This is a genomic window from Brucella pseudogrignonensis (assembly GCF_002252525.1).
GTDB lineage: Bacteria > Pseudomonadota > Alphaproteobacteria > Rhizobiales > Rhizobiaceae > Brucella > Brucella pseudogrignonensis.
In genome coordinates, this window is the sequence record NZ_NNRM01000006.1 from 201,159 (window position 1) to 217,434 (window position 16,276).

The following is a 16,276-nucleotide window of genomic DNA, read 5'->3' on the forward strand; positions in this document are numbered from 1 at the left end:
GGATTAGAAACTCTTCAGCAGGAGCATAAGTATTTGAAGTTTAAATATTTTACCGGATAAGCGATTTGCAGACCCGGTAAAATCTTTGTGAAAGATGGTCTCCGCAACAGACGAGAGAAGACTCGCTAAAGCGTTCTCTTATTTTCTGGCAACGATGAAAATTCGTGGGAAGCGCAGCAGCACACGACCATCATTCAGCGTTGGATAGAATTCCAGAAGACGCGATTTGTATGCTTTCAAAAATTCGCGCTGTTCATCATCATCCAATGGATCAAGGAAGGGACGCAGACCGGTGGATTTCACCCACTCAATGATAGCGTCCACATCAGCCAGCTGATGATTGTAAACCACATGCCAGATATCAACACGGGAAGCATGATCAATCAACGCATTGTAATAGTCGGCGACAGGCGGCAGAGGCCCCCTTCCCTTATTGCCAATCTTCGCGGCGAAGGGCTCGGACCTGGCAACTTCACGCATCAATACGTGGGTTGGCTCTGCCATATTATCCGGCATTTGCACCGCGAGATAAGCGCCGGTCCGGAGCTGCGACAAAAGCCTTTGCATCTGCTCTTTATGATCAGGAATCCACTGAAAAACCGCATTGGAAAACAGCACATCCGTCTCAACGTCAGGCTCAAACTTCGTCAGATCACCCAGAGAAAAATCAACCTGTGGCAAGCGCTGCTTGGCTTTCGCGATCATATCCGGCGATGTGTCGAAACCCGAGACTTTTGCATTCGGCCAACGTTTGACGAGAAGCTCGGTGGAGTTTCCTGGACCGCAACCGATATCGACCACCTTGCGCGGACTATCGATCATAATCTGCGCCAGAAGATCAGCCGCCGGGCGGCTACGTTCATCTTCAAACTTCAGATATTGCTTTGCGGACCAGTCTTTCATTTTCCACTCCTCATTACACCCTCACAATTCGTGAGAGTTAAGCACATGCGATCAAACAAAAAGGCCGGTGCGATGCACCGGCCTTTGATTTCTTAGCGCGTCAGCGGCTTGTAGGTTACCCGCTTCGGATTGACGCTTTCAGGTCCAAGACGGCGGACCTTGTCAGCTTCGTAATCCTCGAAGTTGCCTTCGAACCATTCAACATGGCTATCGCCTTCAAAAGCGAGGATGTGCGTTGCCAGACGATCGAGGAACATACGATCGTGGGAGATGATAACAGCGCAGCCAGCATACTTTTCAAGCGCATCTTCGAGCGCTGCCAGCGTTTCCGTATCAAGATCGTTGGTCGGTTCGTCGAGGAGCAGAACGTTGCCGCCTGCCTGCAGCATCTTGGCAAGATGCACGCGGTTACGCTGACCACCGGAGAGATTGCCAACCTTGGCCTGCTGATCGCCGCCCTTGAAGTTGAACGCACCGCAATAAGCGCGGGAGTTCATTTCAAACTTGCCAAGCTTGATGATGTCGTTGCCGCCGGAAATTTCTTCCCAGACGTTCTTGTTTGGGTCGAGGTGATCGCGGCTCTGATCGACGTAACCAAGATGAACCGTATCGCCGATGCGGATCGAACCGGAATCCGGCTTTTCCTGACCCGTAATCATCTTGAAGAGCGTCGACTTACCGGCACCGTTTGGACCGATAACACCAACGATACCGCCCGGAGGCAGCTTGAAGGTAAGGTTTTCAATCAGCATACGGTCGCCAAACGATTTGGTCAGACCTTCTGCTTCAATAACCACCTGACCAAGACGCTCACCAGCCGGGATCAGAATCTGGGCATCACCCGGACGCTGATTATTGGCAGCTTCGACCAGCTGGTCATAGGCCTTGATACGTGCCTTCGATTTGGACTGACGCGCTTTCGGGCTCGCAGCAATCCACTGGCGTTCACGCTCAAGTGCCTTCTGGCGGGAATCGTCTTCACGACCTTCCTGAATCATGCGCTTGGACTTGGCTTCCAGATAGGCAGAATAGTTGCCTTCATAAGGAATGCCGCGACCGCGATCGAGTTCGAGAATCCAGCCGGTGACATTGTCGAGGAAGTAGCGATCGTGCGTGATGAGCAGGACAGCGCCTTCATACTCACGCAGGTGCTTTTCCAGCCAGGCGGTGGTTTCAGCGTCAAGGTGGTTGGTCGGTTCGTCGAGCAGCAGCAGATCAGGCTTCGAAAGAAGCAGCTTGCAAAGTGCCACGCGACGACGCTCACCACCCGAAAGCTTGGTGACATCAGCATCAGCAGGCGGGCAGCGCAGAGCTTCCATCGCCATTTCAACCTGACTGTCCAGATCCCAGAGGTTCTGGCTGTCGATAACGTCCTGAAGAGCCGCACCTTCGTCTGCGGTTTCATCAGAATAATTCATCATCAGCTCATTATAACGGTCGAGAATGGCCGTTTTGTCAGCCACACCTTCCATCACATTGCCGAGTACAGTCTTTTCAGGATCAAGATGCGGTTCCTGAGCAAGATAGCCACAAGTCGCACCTTCAGCGAGCCAGGCCTCGCCGGTATAATCCTTGTCCATACCGGCCATGATCTTGAGGATCGTCGACTTACCGGCGCCGTTTGGACCAAGAATACCGATCTTCGCATCTGGATAGAATGACAGGTGAAGGTTTTCGATAACCTTCTTAGCGCCGTAGGCCTTATTCAGCCCGGACATATGATAGATGAATTGGCGTGCCATAAAGCGCGTCGTCTCCACGAGTTAGAGAGCGTGTACGACTATTCGGTCGAACCGCAGATAAAATTCTGAAGGCTATGTAGGCGAAATAGAGCGCGGAAGCAAATATCATCGCGCAAAGTCCAAATGGAAATATGCCTTGATAAAATGAAACCGGGCGCGGATATTTCCGTCACCCGGTTTCCCCTCTGGCCACTATTCGAGAAAGTATCCTCCCTTTCACCGAATAGCCTGCTAGTTATGCCTTAACGACTGGAATTCGACGCCCCTGAATTCTCTTCAAAACTCCGTCCATATCCCCTGATAAAGATAGATTTGCCTAGGATTTCGCGGTTTTCAAGCGGAATTTGCTCAAAAATTGCAAATGCCTAAAATTAGTTCATTCAACCTTTGGATGCCTTTTTTAAAGACGCTACCAAAAGACAATTTGACTATTTGCGCAGCATAAATTCAGATGATCCCATGTCATTTGAAACCATCAATCGCTTGCCCCTCTCAGACGGAACCGAACTGCCATACCGTCAGTCGTTGTCCGCTGCGCAAGACGCCCCAAAGGCTATCGTGCACATCTGCCATGGGCTTGCCGAACATTCGGCTCGTTATGCGCGCTTCGCAAAGGCGCTTAATCAAGCGGGCTACCACGTCTATGCACATGATCACCGTGGTCATGGTGCAAACATAAGTCCTCATGCACCAAGAGGAATGTTTGCACAAAAAGACGGCCATAGAGTGGCCATCGACGATATTCTCGCACTAAACCGCCATATTCATGCGGCCTATCCCGGCGTGCCTGTGGTTTTATTCGGCCACTCGATGGGTGGACTTATCGCACTGAACTATGCGCTTGCACATTCAGATACCATCGATGCAGCTGCAGTCTGGAATGCCAATTTCAATGGCGGCATCGAAAACAGTGCTGCCATGGCGCTGTTGAAGGCGGAACGGATGTTCAAGGGCTCCGACGTTCCAAGCTCGATCCTGCCGAAGCTCACTTTCCGCGCATGGGGAACATCCATTCCCGGCCATAAAACGCCTTTCGACTGGCTCTCGCGCGATCCGGCAGAGGTTGAAGCCTATGTGAATGATCCGCTCTGCGGCTTCGACGCGAGTGTTGCACTCTGGATCGACGTCTTTCGTATGATGAAAGCTGGTGCAACCGACAGCAATTTTGCGGGTATCCGCAAAGATTTGCCTTTCAATCTGGTTGGAGGCACTGAGGATCCTGCAACAGACAAGGCCAAAGCGACGCGTAAACTTGCGGACAGAATGCAGGCCATGGGCTTCAGCAAGGTCACTTGCACGATTTACCCCGGCACGCGCCACGAAAGCCTCAATGACATCAACCGGGATGAAGTGACGCAGAATTTTCTGGATTGGCTTGCAGAGGTACTTCCGTCTGGACATATGTCGGAGTAAAAGCGGCTGATAAACAACTATCCGGTCCAACTCACGATTTCTTGAAACACTTGGTTTGCCCGGCAATCAATGTTATGGAGCCCGCCTTGCGCGCTACAGGGCACCTGTACTGAGATATTAAGCACACGATTTTACGGCAAATGCGCAAGGAATGAAGGAAGCTCCGCTTGGCAACACCAACGATTTCTGTGGTCATCCCCTGCCGCAATGAGGCCGACAATCTCGCTTTTCTGCTCGACGAAGTCGATAGCGCCATGCTGGGTCGCGCGTATGAAGTGATCGTCGTTGACGATGGCTCGACAGATTCCACCAGTGATGTGCTGGCTGGTCGCATCCATGCAGGCAAGCCGCTGCGCCATATCCGCCACGACCGTTCATCCGGGCAGAGCGCTGCTTTGCGCTCCGGTGTTTTCGCAGCTCGTGGCCAGATTGTTGTGACGATGGACGGCGACGGACAGAATAATCCAGCCTATCTGCCAGCACTTGCAGACGCTTTGATCAATGCAGGCCCGGCTTTTGGTATCGCCGCCGGTCAGCGTCTCAAGCGCACCGACACCAAACTCAAGCAGCTTTCCTCACGCTTTGCCAACAATCTGCGCGGCGCGATCCTGAAGGACAAGACACGCGATTCCGGTTGCGGCCTCAAAGCACTGCACACTGAACTTTTCCGACAGCTGCCATTTTTTGACGGCTGGCATCGTTATCTGCCAGCGCTGGCCCTGCGCGAAGGCTTTGATGTCGTCCACATCGATGTCACTGACCGCGAACGCCGCCATGGCAAATCCAACTACGGCATTCTCGACCGTGGCCTGCGCGGCATTCTCGACCTTTATGGCGTATGGTGGCTGCGCAAGCGTCGCAAGGTTGTGCCGCGCGTGACGGAGATTACCCATGACTGATATTTTCAACAGCCTCGCTCAATGGCTGCACGATGTGTTCGTCGCACAATGGGATGGCTGGATCATTCTGGGCTTTATCGCACAAGCCTGTTTCACAATGCGCTTCGTCGTGCAGTGGCTGGCATCTGAAAAGGCCAAGAAAAGCGTTATGCCGGTGGCATTCTGGTTCTTTTCGCTGTTTGGCGGCGCGTTGCTGCTGATTTATGCGATACAGCGCAAGGATCCGGTCTTCATCGCGGGCCAGGCTCTGGGCCTTATCGTTTATGTCCGCAATCTCTGGCTGATTGCTAACGAGAAGAAGCGCGTGGCAGCGGCTGACTAGTTCGCTGTTCACAGCTCAAAATCAAAACGCCGATCTGATGAGTTCAGATCGGCGTTTTTGTTTTAGCTACTGGATTTTTAGAGTCCGCCCCACTGAGCGATAATCAAGTCCGGTTCCGGCCACATCATCGGCTTTATAGACATTGCGAAGATCAATCAGCACATTGCCTTCCATCGCATTGGCGACACGCTTCAGATCAAGTGCGCGATAGGCATTCCATTCGGTGAGCAGCGCCACAACGCCTGCGCCTTTTGCGGCCTCATAGGCGGAGCTGCACCAGATCACATCCGGCAATACTGCCTTTGCAGCATCCATCGCTTCCGGATCATGCGCACGAACAGAGAGGCCAGCCTTCTGGATAGCCGCAATGATATCGAGCGACGGCGATTCACGAATATCGTCCGTGTTCGGTTTGAAGGCGACACCAAGCACGGCAACCGTATTCGCGCCGCTTTCGCGAGCCGCTGTAACGATGCGCTCTGCCATTGCTTGCTTGCGCGCCTCATTGACCGAAATCACTTCCTCGATCAGCGACTGCGGCGCATCATATTTCTTGCCGGTTGCAGCAAAGGCGCGCGTATCTTTCGGGAAGCAGGAACCGCCAAAGCCCGGGCCAGCATGGAGGAATTTCGAACCGATGCGGTTATCCATGCCGATGGCGCGCGCGACTTCCTGCACATTACCGCCGGTCTTTTCGCAAAGATCGGCTACCTGATTGATGAAAGTCACCTTCATCGCAAGAAAAGCGTTGGCCGCATATTTGATGATTTCCGCGTTCTCCAGCGACGTGACCACCATCGGCGTTTCACGCAGATAAAGCGGACGATAAAGCCGCTGCATCGCAGCCTTACCACGCTCATCATCAACACCAACGACAACGCGATCAGGGCGCATGAAATCTTCAATCGCAGAGCCTTCACGCAGGAATTCTGGATTTGAAACCATCGAAAAGGCAACGCCCGGACGCGCTTGCGCGATACGATCACGAATGCGCGCATTGGTGCCAACAACAACGGTCGATTTAATGACGACCACCGCCCCCGGCTTCATGGCAGCAGCAATTTCATCAGCAGCAGCTTCAATATATTGCAGATCGGCCTCGCCATCGCCACGCCGCGACGGCGTGCCAACGGCGATCAGGATGACATCGGCATCGGCAACGCTGCTCGCCAGATCGGTGCTGAACTCCAGCCGCCCGTCACGAATATTCCGGCCCATAAGCTCATCAAGCCCCGGCTCGAATATCGTAACCTTACCCGCTTCAAGCCGTTCGATGATCGAAGGATTCTTGTCGACACAGGTGACGTGAAAGCCGAATTCGGCAAAACACACGCCCGAAACCAGACCCACATAGCCCGTCCCGATCATCGCCAGCTTCATAAGTTTAGACCTTTTTGTTCATCGCAAGCCTGCTGAACCAGTTGAGATTTCGGTTATGGCCTGTCGAAAATGTTGGTTTTCGAGACCCGAAGCGCAGCGTACTTTGGGGTACGTGAGCACCGGAAGCTCAAAAACCGATATTTGCAGACGGCTAGAGCCGGAATATCGCTAGGTTCAGAGCCATTTATCATAATCTGATACCAGCAGATGTACTGGCTGTTCGTTTTCTTCAATATTGGAAAAACGTCCGATCGGCTCACGGAAAATATTATCTGTCAGATCGTCGTTCACTGTCGATACTTCACCGATCAGCACATCGGCGCCTTCACCCCAAAAAGCGTGCCAGTTGCCCGGCAGAAGCGTGACGCTTTCACCCGGACGCAGCTTCAGGTGAGCACCAGCCTTTTGCGTCACGAGACGGCCATCGGTTGCAACCGTTACATCGGTTTCTTCATCGACGCTGCCATCGGCGCGCGAATTGAAGAGTTCCAGTACCAACGTGCCACCACCGCGATTAATGATGTCTTCTGCTTTCACCACATGACGATGCATCGGCGAAAGCTGATTCTTGCGCGAGATCATAATCTTTTCGGCATAAAGCATACCGCCACCGCGCTTGAGGTCCTCGGCATTGCCGTTGCGCGTGGTGAAGAGGAACAGACCAAGATCCGCAAACTTGCCCTGACCGTAATCCGTAATGTCCCAGCCAAGACGACCATCGAGAATGGCCTTTGCATCACTCGAAGTGCGCGTTTTCAGCTCTTCTGGCGACCAATAAGCAAAAGGAGGCATGACGTAGCCAAAGGAACGAATGAAGGCGTCGCTCTCGCGGATAATCTCATTGATTTCTGAACGTTTCATGGCCTCTGAACCTCCCATGGAATGAAACCGAATATATTTCGCAGTTTGGTAACTGCCTTTTTAGCCTCTTGGCAATCCCACAAGAGAGAGTCTCACACAATTGCGAAGTCCGGCATCATTCTCAGCGCGTCATTTTGGAGCATATCCCGAAAAGTATGAAGCGGTTTTCGGACAAGATACGCGTCGAAACAACGAGTTAGAGCACCGATCAGCTGGACGCGGATCGAAGCACGCTCTGGCGTGTCGTCTTTACGCGAAAATCATGTCGCATCCCAATGCGCGTTTAGAACATTTCGATGATTGAATCATGACAACGGGAGCCAGTCTGAACATCCGCAGATGAACAGACAAGCCATTGAGATAACGGGAAAAGCCGTGCTTCCGGAGGATTAAGGGAACACCGGATCGGGCCAAGGTCGCTGAGAGAACAGCAAAAGGCCAATCCAACGACAGAACACAGAGGGTTCGAGGCTATGGACGTTCGCAACGAAATGCTGGGGCTTTTGACCGGGCGCGACCCAAATTTCAGCCTGGAGCAGAAATTTTATACTGATCCGGATTTCTACAAGCTTGATCTGGAAAACATCTTCTATCGCGATTGGCTGTTTGTCGGCCACGATTGCGAGCTGCCAAAAACCGGCTCTTACATGACCGTTCAGGTCGGCGCATACCCTGTCGTCATCGTGCGCGATGCTCAGGGCGGCATCCGCGCGTTCCACAATTCCTGTCGCCATCGCGGCTCACGTATCTGCTCCGCCGAAAAAGGCACCGCAGCGAAGCTCGTCTGCCCTTACCACCAGTGGACCTACGAACTCGATGGTCGCCTGCTGTTTGCTCGTCAGGTTGGCCCGGATTTCAAGCCTGCCGAATATGGTTTGAAGCAGGTTCACTGCGAAAACGTCGCGGGCTATATCTATGTCTGCCTTGCAGACGAAGCGCCGGACTTCAATGGCTTCCGCAATCTCGTTGAGCCTTATCTCGCACCGCACAATATCAAGGATGCAAAGGTCGCCTTTGAAAGCTCGATCATCGAGAAAGGCAACTGGAAGCTCGTATGGGAAAACAACCGCGAGTGCTATCACTGCGCAGCCAACCATCCTGAGCTTTGCCGCACCTATCCTGAAGCACCGAGCGCTACTGGCGTTCAGGGGGTGATGGAAGACCCGGAAATCAACCAGCTCTGGAAAAACTGCGCCTCCATCGGCCTTCCTGCTGAGTTTAACATGTCGGAAGACGGCCGCTATCGCATCACCCGAATCCCGCTTCTGCGCGATGCCGTGAGCTACACCATGTCGGGCAAACCAGCCGTCAAGAAGCCTTTGAGCGATCAGGTAGCGGGTAACACCAATATCGGCGCTATGCTGCTCTTCAACTACCCATCAACCTGGAACCACCTGATGGTCGATCACGCCATCTCGTTCCGCGTGCTGCCAATCAGCGCCGAGGAAACCATGGTGACGACAAAGTGGCTGGTTCACAAGGATGCGGTTGAAGGCGTTGATTACGACCTCGATGAGCTGACCCATGTGTGGATTCAGACCAATGACCAGGATCGCCAGATCGTGGAAGAAAATGCGGTCGGCATTCGCTCACCCGCTTACCAGCCCGGCCCTTATTCGGTCGAGCATGAAGGTGGTGTGATGCAGTTCCTCGAATGGTACACCAACACTGTCACACCTCGCCTGAAGGGTGAAACGGCAAAGCTTAGCCGCGTCGCATAAACTGTAATACGTATTGAAGAAGTGAGAAGGCCATGCAGCCTCTGAAATATCTGGACGAGATGCTGCCGTGGAACGACAGGTTGCAGATGCTGCAATGCATCTCGGCCATCGAAGAAGCGCCAGACGTTATGACCTTCTCCTTCAAAACGCTGGAGGACAACTGGTTCCGCTATACGCCGGGTCAGTTCGTCACTCTTGAACTGCCGATTGAACGGGCCGATGGATTGGGGCCGGTGCTGCGAACCTACACGCTGTCATCGACCCCTTCCCGGCCCTATCATATCTCTGTCACCGTCAAAGCGCAGAAAGATAGCATCGGCACGCGCTGGATGCTCGATCATCTGCGCCCACCGATGACCATCAAGGCCTATGGCCCAAATGGCGACTTTTCGCTCGCCAATCATCCGAGTGAAAAATATCTCTTCATTTCGGCTGGCTCCGGCATCACACCAATGGTTTCGATGACGCGCTGGCTATTTGATTGCGCACCGGCAACCGATGTCGCCTTCATCAATTGCGCGCGCTCCCCCGACGACATCATCTTCCGCAAGGAGCTTGAATTGCTCTCTGGCCGCATGGAAGCCATGCGCCTTGCATTCATCGTCGAGCAATCATCCGCCCGCCATGTCTGGCCCGGCCTGCATGGACGTATCGACCGTGCCCGGCTCGAACTGCTGGCGCCGGATTTTCTGCATCGCAAAGTATTCTGCTGCGGTCCTGAGCCGTTCATGAATGGCGTGCGTGGCCTTTTGGAACAATCCGGCTTCAACATGGCCAACTATCATCAGGAAAGCTTCCAGCCTGCGACCGAAATCTCTGCCGTTCCAGTGCCTTCTGCTCTGGCGGTGGATACACCGGCGGCTCCGGTAAAGCCCGCTGTCGCACCAGCCAGCGTCGTCTTCAGCCTGTCCGGCGTTGAAGTCGAATGCACTGAAAATGACACAATCCTTTTGGCAGCGCGCAATGGCGGGCTCAAAATCCCGAGCGCCTGCGAGTTCGGCATCTGTGGCACCTGCAAGGTCAAATGCGTCGGCGGTGAAACCGAAATGAACCACAATGGCGGCATTCGTGACGACGAGATCGCGGAAGGCTACATACTTGCCTGTTGCAGCCGTCCGCGTGGTCGTGTCGAAATTGATGCCTGATTAGGCTTTTTTCAAAAACTCAGTACGCAGCACGAGGCCTTTGACTTGCTTTGTGCTGCAATCAACTTCGTCTGGATTTCCAGTCAGGCGAATGCCCTTGACCAGCGTACCACGCTTGAGCGTGGTTGATGTTCCTTTGACCTTCAAATCCTTGATGAGCGTAACAGAATCGCCGTCGTTCAGCTGCGTTCCGTTGCTGTCGCGCGTGATTTCATCGGTCATGACTACCCCCTGTTCAAGTAAAGAAAGTAGGTCGGTAGCACCAAAGACAATGTAATACCAGAACGCGGATAATTGCTGGCAAGCACCCTTGCCGCTGATTATAATCGCATCAAAGCAGTCAGGAGCATTTTATGATCGGTCATGCCCTTCTCGTCGTTGATGTGCAAAATGATTTCTGCCCCGGTGGTGCACTGGCTGTCGATAAGGGCGATGAAATTCTGCCCGCTATCAACCGGCTGATCGATGAGAGCGAACATGTCATTCTGACACAGGACTGGCACCCTGCGGGTCACTCAAGCTTTGCCACAAGCCATTCTGGTAAGAAGCCATTCGACACCATCGATATGCCTTATGGCCCACAAACATTATGGCCCGACCATTGTGTGCAAGGCACGCATGGAGCCGACTTTCATCCAGATTTAAATTGGACGCGCGCGCAGCTCGTTATTCGCAAAGGCTTCCGCATTGGCGTAGACAGCTATTCCTCTTTTTATGAAAACGACCGGCAGACGCCGACCGGTCTTTCCGGATACTTGCGTGACCGCAACATTGGCTCTCTGACAATCGCTGGACTGGCAACTGATTTCTGCGTTGCCTATTCCGCGCTCGACGCCGTGTCACATGGCTTTCGTGTGCGCGTTCGGCTCGACGCCTGTCGCGGCATCGACATAGGCGGATCGATGGACACCATGCTCAATCAAATGCAAAAGGCGGGCGTTGAACTCATCAACGAACCCGCCCTTGCATCTCATTTCATCTGATTATTTTTCGATCTCGCCATCCGGCAGGACGACATAGATCAGCACGGCAATGATGGTGATGAAGAAGCGGAAGGCGGATTCGATACCGTTCCAGGTTGAAGACATCCACATACCGAACCATTCGCCGCCAATCGACATGAAGCCTACCTGCCAGACGAGGAAGCCAACAGACAGGCCAGCAATTGCCCATTTCTTTGAGTGATTGAAGCTCTTTGCATCACCACTCAGGCGACCGAACATGGCAAAAGCACCAATCCAGCAAAGAATTGCCGTCAATGTCTCTGCCGCGATAATCAGAATGTATCCGGCATTATGTAGGAAGTTGCTGTCGATCGCGCGATATTTGATGGTTGCGTCCGGAAAGATCGTATCCATCAGAAGCACATGCTGGACGAAAGCAAAATTGCTTCCGTAGTCTGTGATATTGCCGAACGAAACGAGTGTTGCGAAGAAAGCGATTGCCGCGACAAAGGCGGTTTTGCTCAAACGAGTAACGACCATGGAAGACCCCTCTCCAAAAAAGTCGTAGCCGCTGGCTTATAGGCTTGCGGCATATGCTGATATGCTCCGGCCTATCAGCGCCGGGAGCTCACCAAAGCTCGCTAACTCTGCTGATTCCGTCAAGCCTCAAGAAAAAAGGAGGCTTTCGCCTCCCTTTCTCGTTTCGCTTGTAAGCCGTTTATCAATGCAGCGCCGCTTCATCGGCCTCATTCTGCCACTCGGGGTTTTTCTTGTTGTAGCGAATGGACGACAGAAGCGAGAGACCGATCAGCACTGCGCCGATCAGACCAGTGATGACTTCCGGAATGTGGACCAGCGTCTGCACATACATGATCACGGCCAGCACCATAATCGCGTAAAAAGCGCCGTGCTCAAGATAGCGATACTGGCCGAGCGTCTTACGCTCCACCAGCATGATGGTGAGCGAACGCACATAGAACGCACCGATGCCAAGACCGATTGCAATCACGAACAGATTGGTGGTGAGCGCAAAGGCACCGATCACACCATCGAAAGAGAAGCTGGCATCCAGCACTTCAAGATAGATGAAAGCGCCAAGACCGCCGCGATGGACCATGTCCACCTGTTCCTGCGAAGCGTCGAGCACTTCGCCCAAGCCCTCAACTGCAAGGAAGGTCAGCAGGCCGAACAACGCTGCGACTAGAAATGTGTGCGAATGCTCGGCATCAAGCTGATAGGAGAAGAAGAGAATGAGTGCGACGGCAACGCCGATTTCAACACCCTGAACCGACGCGAACTTCGACATGCGGCTCTCGATGATCTTGACCCAATGCACATCTTTCTCGACGTCGAAGAAGTATTTCATGCCAACCATCAGCAGGAATGTGCCGCCAAAGGCTGCGATACCCGTGTGAGACTCGGCAATGACCCGCGCATATTCATTAGGCTGCCAAATGGCGAGTTTCAGTGCGGAAATCGGGTCTGTCCACATGGCAACCGCAACGATTGCCAGCGGGAAGATGATCCGCATACCGAAAACGGCGATGATAATGCCCCAGGTCAGGAACCGATGCTGCCACTTGGGCGTCATGTCACGCAGAATGCGTGCATTCACAATGGCATTGTCGAATGAAAGGGAAATTTCGAGAACACTCAGCACCGCACAGATGATGAAGACGGAGACCATGCCCCCGACGGTGCCGGTTGTCGAATAGCCCAGCCAGAGAGCGCAGAGAAGTCCAATGACCGTGAAAATCGCAGGCCAAATGAAATATTTATAAGTGGTCATCGGAAACCATCTGATTTTTATGTTTATGAGGCAGGCCGAACTATCGATCTGGCAAGGAGCCAGACAAACGGCATCCTCCTGCGGGAGTTCTTCTTTATGTAAGAAGCGACACCGCGGCGGACAAGAAAAACAATGGCGAAACTGTGTTCACGAAAAAACGCAAGCTTCAAGATTGCGTGATCGTTAACGGTAGCACTTCATTGCTAGCAAAAAGCCGCATGGCTTTCGTGGTTATTTGTCATAGACTTATCGACATCAGAGGCAGAAACCATGTCATCCGGATAGGAAGTTTACTATGATAACAGGGCCGCAATGCCGTGCAGCACGCGCACTCGTAGAATTCTCTCGCGAGCGACTGGCACAACTATCGGGTATCGACACCGGAACCATTGAACAGTTCGAACGGAAGCTTGGAACGCCTTCCGATAAACAGATCCAAGCGCTGCAAGATACGCTGGAGAAGGTGGGCGCTCAGTTTATCTGGGAGAACGGTGGTGGACTTGGCGTGCGTCTGAAGTTTAGCCGCTCCGAAGCAAAACGAATTGCCAATCTCGAAAACGAGGGCGGAGTGGTCGGTTACGACGACGTACCATAATTATAGCATTTCCAGCAAAAGTGCGAAGCGGTTTTGCGTCGGATAATGCGTAAAAACAAATAGTTACAGCGGTTCCGACGATTCTTTTCTAACTGGAACCGCTGTAAAAGGGCGACCTGATCGGCCGCCCTCATTTTCGGAGTTCTTACCAGCTTACTTTTTCTCAATGAGTGAAGCTGGCTCAAGCTTAGGATGCATCTTGATCGTCTGCATATCCTTGGCATCGAGGTCCAGTTCTTTGAACGAAACGCCGCGAAGAACCGGATCATCGTAAGTCTTGATGTAATAGACCTGGTTCTTCAAATCGCCGATTGTGCTCCACTGTGTATATTCAGCAGGCGTATTCGGCTCTTCGATCCAGCCTTTTGGAATGTCGAAGTTATTCACGATATGCTCAGCAAGTCGCACGCTTTCAACGCCACTGGCAACCGGTTTGGCTGACAGGACATAAGCGCTAGCACGGACGAAACGCGATGGTGGTGTCGTGTCGCCCGGAATGCCCAACATGCCTGAACCCTCGCCAAGCGGCGTGATTTCAGCCCCGAGGATTTTTACTGGCTTCGCATTATTCGGCGACAATTTGACGTAATTCCGGAGATTGGTCATGTGCCAATCGAACGAAGGTGAATTCGTCATCACGCCAAGTGGATTGTCATAAACCTTCAGCTTGCCATCAACTGGCTCGATGACAATGGATGCGCCGGTGGCATCGTGAAGGGTGTAGTGCAGCGGCGGAGCGATGCCCATATTCTTCTGAATAACCGTCACGACTGAAATATTGCTCAGCGCTTCTTTCACTTCTGCAACAGTTGCAAAATTCGTCAAAGCCCAGGTCAGAACATCCCAAGGTGCAAGGCTGTCTTCAGCTTTGGCATCTGCAGGATCGGTGTATTTTGCAAAATCAGGGAAATAAAGAACGCCGCCGGTCAGGCCTTTTTCGTTCATACCATCCGCGAGTGCAGTGACGCCGAAAGCGTTCATGCCCACCGCCGCATATTTGGCTTTCCACGACTTCGCTTCCTTGCCATCTGCCGGTGTGGCTGAAATTTCAAAGTTGCGCGGCAGTACGATCAAATCGGAATCGATTGGGAAAGCGAATTCCATTGTGCGTCCGTAAACGACGCTACCGTCTGTTGTCGGCAATACAAAACTCGTGCAGGCTTGTGCCACCTGCGGGACGATGAGTGCCGAAGCAAGTGTTGCAACCGCTGCACCACGAGCCAACATTCGGTAAGAGGACTTCCAGATAGACCAATTCTTTTGCATGATAAACCTCATCACAAAATTAGATGCCTGGATTGATAAAATGCAGCCACTTGGGAGCTCGGCCACATTCGGAAGCCAGAAACATTCATTAATCCAATTGCATTGGAATAGAACGGTTGCCTCAGAGCAAAGTCAACAGATAAAACCTCTGTATTACATTCATTTTCTGGTTTATTTCTTGTCATGATTAACATAATTATGGATTACGCCTTTAATGGCCCTGTCTTTTATATGTTTCTAAATTAGGTTCCGAGAGGATAATGCCGTGAACAGAAACAATTCGCGCACCGATAGTAATAATTTACTGAATACTACTTTTAGAAATATTATATTAGCTAGCTCTTTTATATTAACGGCTGCTGGGACCACCCATGCTGCCGATATCGTCGCTGCTCCTCCTGTTCAGACCGATATTCAGGATCAACAGCGCTGGCGTGTGATTTTCAGCCCCTATGTCTGGGGTGCATCGTTGAACGGTAAAGCAGGCCTACTTGGGCTGAACACGAATGTTGACGTGCCGTTCAAAGACATTCTTGATAATCTCGATATGAGCTTCATGGGCAATATCGAAGTGACGAATGGTACATTCGGCGCCTATTTTGATGGCCAATATACCAAGACCAGTCAGGGCGCGGATGTTCTCAATGAACAGCTCGACATGGACATCACATCGACGACCCTCTCAGGTGGCGTCTACTATCGCCTCTATGAACAGCAGCTCGAGGGCACCACACTTTTCGGCAGACAGCGCGTCTTCGCTATTGAGCCGACTGTGGGCGTTCGCTGGACCGAACTGAAAGCCAAGGTCAATATCGGACCATTCAGCGCATCTCGTAAAGCAGATTGGACTGATCCATTCATCGGGACGCGTGTCTTCTACGATATCAATGATCGCTGGAACATCTTCGCAGAAGCGGATATTGGCGGCTTTGGCGCAGGAACCAAGCTGAGTGCGAATGGTCAGATCTATCTCGGCTATCGCACGCTGGTATTTGATGTTCCCACCACCTGGCGCGTCGGCTACCGTGCGCTCTACCAGGATTATCGCGACAATGATGGTGTCGAGAAGTTCAAATATGACGTAACCCAGCACGGTCCAGTCATCGGCCTCTCGGTCCAGTTCTGATACCCATTCAGCAGTTCTGCTTTTGGTGGAGCCGTAACTCAAAGCCGCTGGGGTTTCCCGGCGGCTTTTGCTTGTCCATGGAATTGGTCAGCCAAATAACCAGGATCGAGCGCAAGCCTTTGTTTAGCAAGAAATAATGGAAAGCCATTTCATACTTGCAAGATTTTCTA

At 52.4% G+C, this 16,276-nt stretch carries 16 protein-coding genes; 8 read left to right on the forward strand and 8 right to left on the reverse strand.

Annotated elements, in window-relative coordinates; all coding sequences use genetic code 11:
• Positions 1–138: 138 nt before the first annotated feature.
• Positions 139–903, reverse strand: a complete 765-nt coding sequence (gene tam / locus CEV34_RS02320) for a trans-aconitate 2-methyltransferase (RefSeq protein WP_007875857.1) — start codon at positions 901–903, stop codon at positions 139–141.
• Positions 904–995: 92 nt separating this feature from the next.
• On the reverse strand, positions 996–2,645 hold the full coding sequence (gene ettA, locus CEV34_RS02325; protein WP_007875859.1) for an energy-dependent translational throttle protein EttA: 1,650 nt from the start codon (positions 2,643–2,645) through the stop codon (positions 996–998).
• Positions 2,646–3,104: 459 nt separating this feature from the next.
• Between ettA and CEV34_RS02330 the strand changes: the two genes are divergently transcribed.
• From CEV34_RS02330 to CEV34_RS02340, 3 genes are all read left to right on the forward strand, one after another.
• Positions 3,105–4,058: an alpha/beta hydrolase gene (locus CEV34_RS02330; RefSeq protein ID WP_007875861.1), complete on the forward strand. Its 954-nt coding sequence runs from the start codon at positions 3,105–3,107 to the stop codon at positions 4,056–4,058.
• A 167-nt stretch (positions 4,059–4,225) separates the two neighbouring features.
• Positions 4,226–4,957, forward strand: a complete 732-nt coding sequence (locus CEV34_RS02335; protein WP_007875863.1) for a glycosyltransferase family 2 protein — start codon at positions 4,226–4,228, stop codon at positions 4,955–4,957.
• On the forward strand, positions 4,950–5,279 hold the full coding sequence (locus tag CEV34_RS02340; RefSeq protein ID WP_007875866.1) for a lipid-A-disaccharide synthase N-terminal domain-containing protein: 330 nt from the start codon (positions 4,950–4,952) through the stop codon (positions 5,277–5,279). The genes CEV34_RS02335 and CEV34_RS02340 overlap by 8 nt, the downstream gene beginning before the upstream one ends.
• A gap of 66 nt (positions 5,280–5,345) precedes the next feature.
• On the opposite strand, the gene CEV34_RS02345 is transcribed toward CEV34_RS02340, so the two are convergent.
• Positions 5,346–6,659 (reverse strand): UDP-glucose dehydrogenase family protein, encoded by a 1,314-nt coding sequence (locus tag CEV34_RS02345; RefSeq protein ID WP_007875868.1) that lies wholly within the window; start codon positions 6,657–6,659, stop codon positions 5,346–5,348.
• Between the two features lie 174 nt (positions 6,660–6,833).
• On the reverse strand, positions 6,834–7,520 hold the full coding sequence (locus tag CEV34_RS02350; protein WP_007875870.1) for a D-lyxose/D-mannose family sugar isomerase: 687 nt from the start codon (positions 7,518–7,520) through the stop codon (positions 6,834–6,836).
• A gap of 473 nt (positions 7,521–7,993) precedes the next feature.
• Here CEV34_RS02350 and CEV34_RS02355 point away from each other — a divergent pair, with 473 nt between their 5' ends.
• Together CEV34_RS02355 and CEV34_RS02360 are read left to right on the forward strand one after the other, a co-directional pair.
• On the forward strand, positions 7,994–9,241 hold the full coding sequence (locus CEV34_RS02355) for an aromatic ring-hydroxylating oxygenase subunit alpha (RefSeq protein ID WP_007875872.1): 1,248 nt from the start codon (positions 7,994–7,996) through the stop codon (positions 9,239–9,241).
• Between the two features lie 32 nt (positions 9,242–9,273).
• Positions 9,274–10,386 (forward strand): FAD-binding oxidoreductase, encoded by a 1,113-nt coding sequence (locus CEV34_RS02360; RefSeq protein WP_007875874.1) that lies wholly within the window; start codon positions 9,274–9,276, stop codon positions 10,384–10,386.
• On the opposite strand, the gene CEV34_RS02365 is transcribed toward CEV34_RS02360, so the two are convergent.
• Positions 10,387–10,608, reverse strand: a complete 222-nt coding sequence (locus CEV34_RS02365; protein WP_007875876.1) for an alkylphosphonate utilization protein — start codon at positions 10,606–10,608, stop codon at positions 10,387–10,389. It lies immediately after the preceding gene.
• A gap of 131 nt (positions 10,609–10,739) precedes the next feature.
• On the opposite strand from CEV34_RS02365, the gene pncA reads away from it, so the two are divergent.
• Positions 10,740–11,369 carry a bifunctional nicotinamidase/pyrazinamidase gene (pncA, locus tag CEV34_RS02370; protein WP_007875878.1) on the forward strand — a complete coding sequence of 210 codons (630 nt, stop codon included), beginning with the start codon at positions 10,740–10,742 and terminating at the stop codon, positions 11,367–11,369.
• Here the strand turns inward: pncA and CEV34_RS02375 are convergent, their stop codons facing one another.
• Positions 11,370–11,870: a DUF2165 family protein gene (locus CEV34_RS02375; RefSeq protein WP_007875879.1), complete on the reverse strand. Its 501-nt coding sequence runs from the start codon at positions 11,868–11,870 to the stop codon at positions 11,370–11,372. It lies immediately after the preceding gene.
• 181 nt (positions 11,871–12,051) lie between these two features.
• Positions 12,052–13,119, reverse strand: coding sequence for a DUF475 domain-containing protein (locus CEV34_RS02380; RefSeq protein WP_007875881.1), 1,068 nt, complete (start codon positions 13,117–13,119; stop codon positions 12,052–12,054).
• A gap of 295 nt (positions 13,120–13,414) precedes the next feature.
• On the opposite strand from CEV34_RS02380, the gene CEV34_RS02385 reads away from it, so the two are divergent.
• Positions 13,415–13,714, forward strand: coding sequence for a helix-turn-helix domain-containing protein (locus tag CEV34_RS02385; protein WP_007875887.1), 300 nt, complete (start codon positions 13,415–13,417; stop codon positions 13,712–13,714).
• Between the two features lie 153 nt (positions 13,715–13,867).
• Here the strand turns inward: CEV34_RS02385 and CEV34_RS02390 are convergent, their stop codons facing one another.
• Positions 13,868–14,980, reverse strand: a complete 1,113-nt coding sequence (locus tag CEV34_RS02390) for a linear amide C-N hydrolase (protein WP_007875889.1) — start codon at positions 14,978–14,980, stop codon at positions 13,868–13,870.
• A 304-nt stretch (positions 14,981–15,284) separates the two neighbouring features.
• Between CEV34_RS02390 and CEV34_RS02395 the strand changes: the two genes are divergently transcribed.
• A complete protein-coding gene (locus CEV34_RS02395; RefSeq protein WP_051063923.1) occupies positions 15,285–16,106 on the forward strand; it encodes a hypothetical protein in 822 nt (273 codons plus the stop codon).
• The last annotated feature ends 170 nt before the right edge of the window (positions 16,107–16,276 follow it).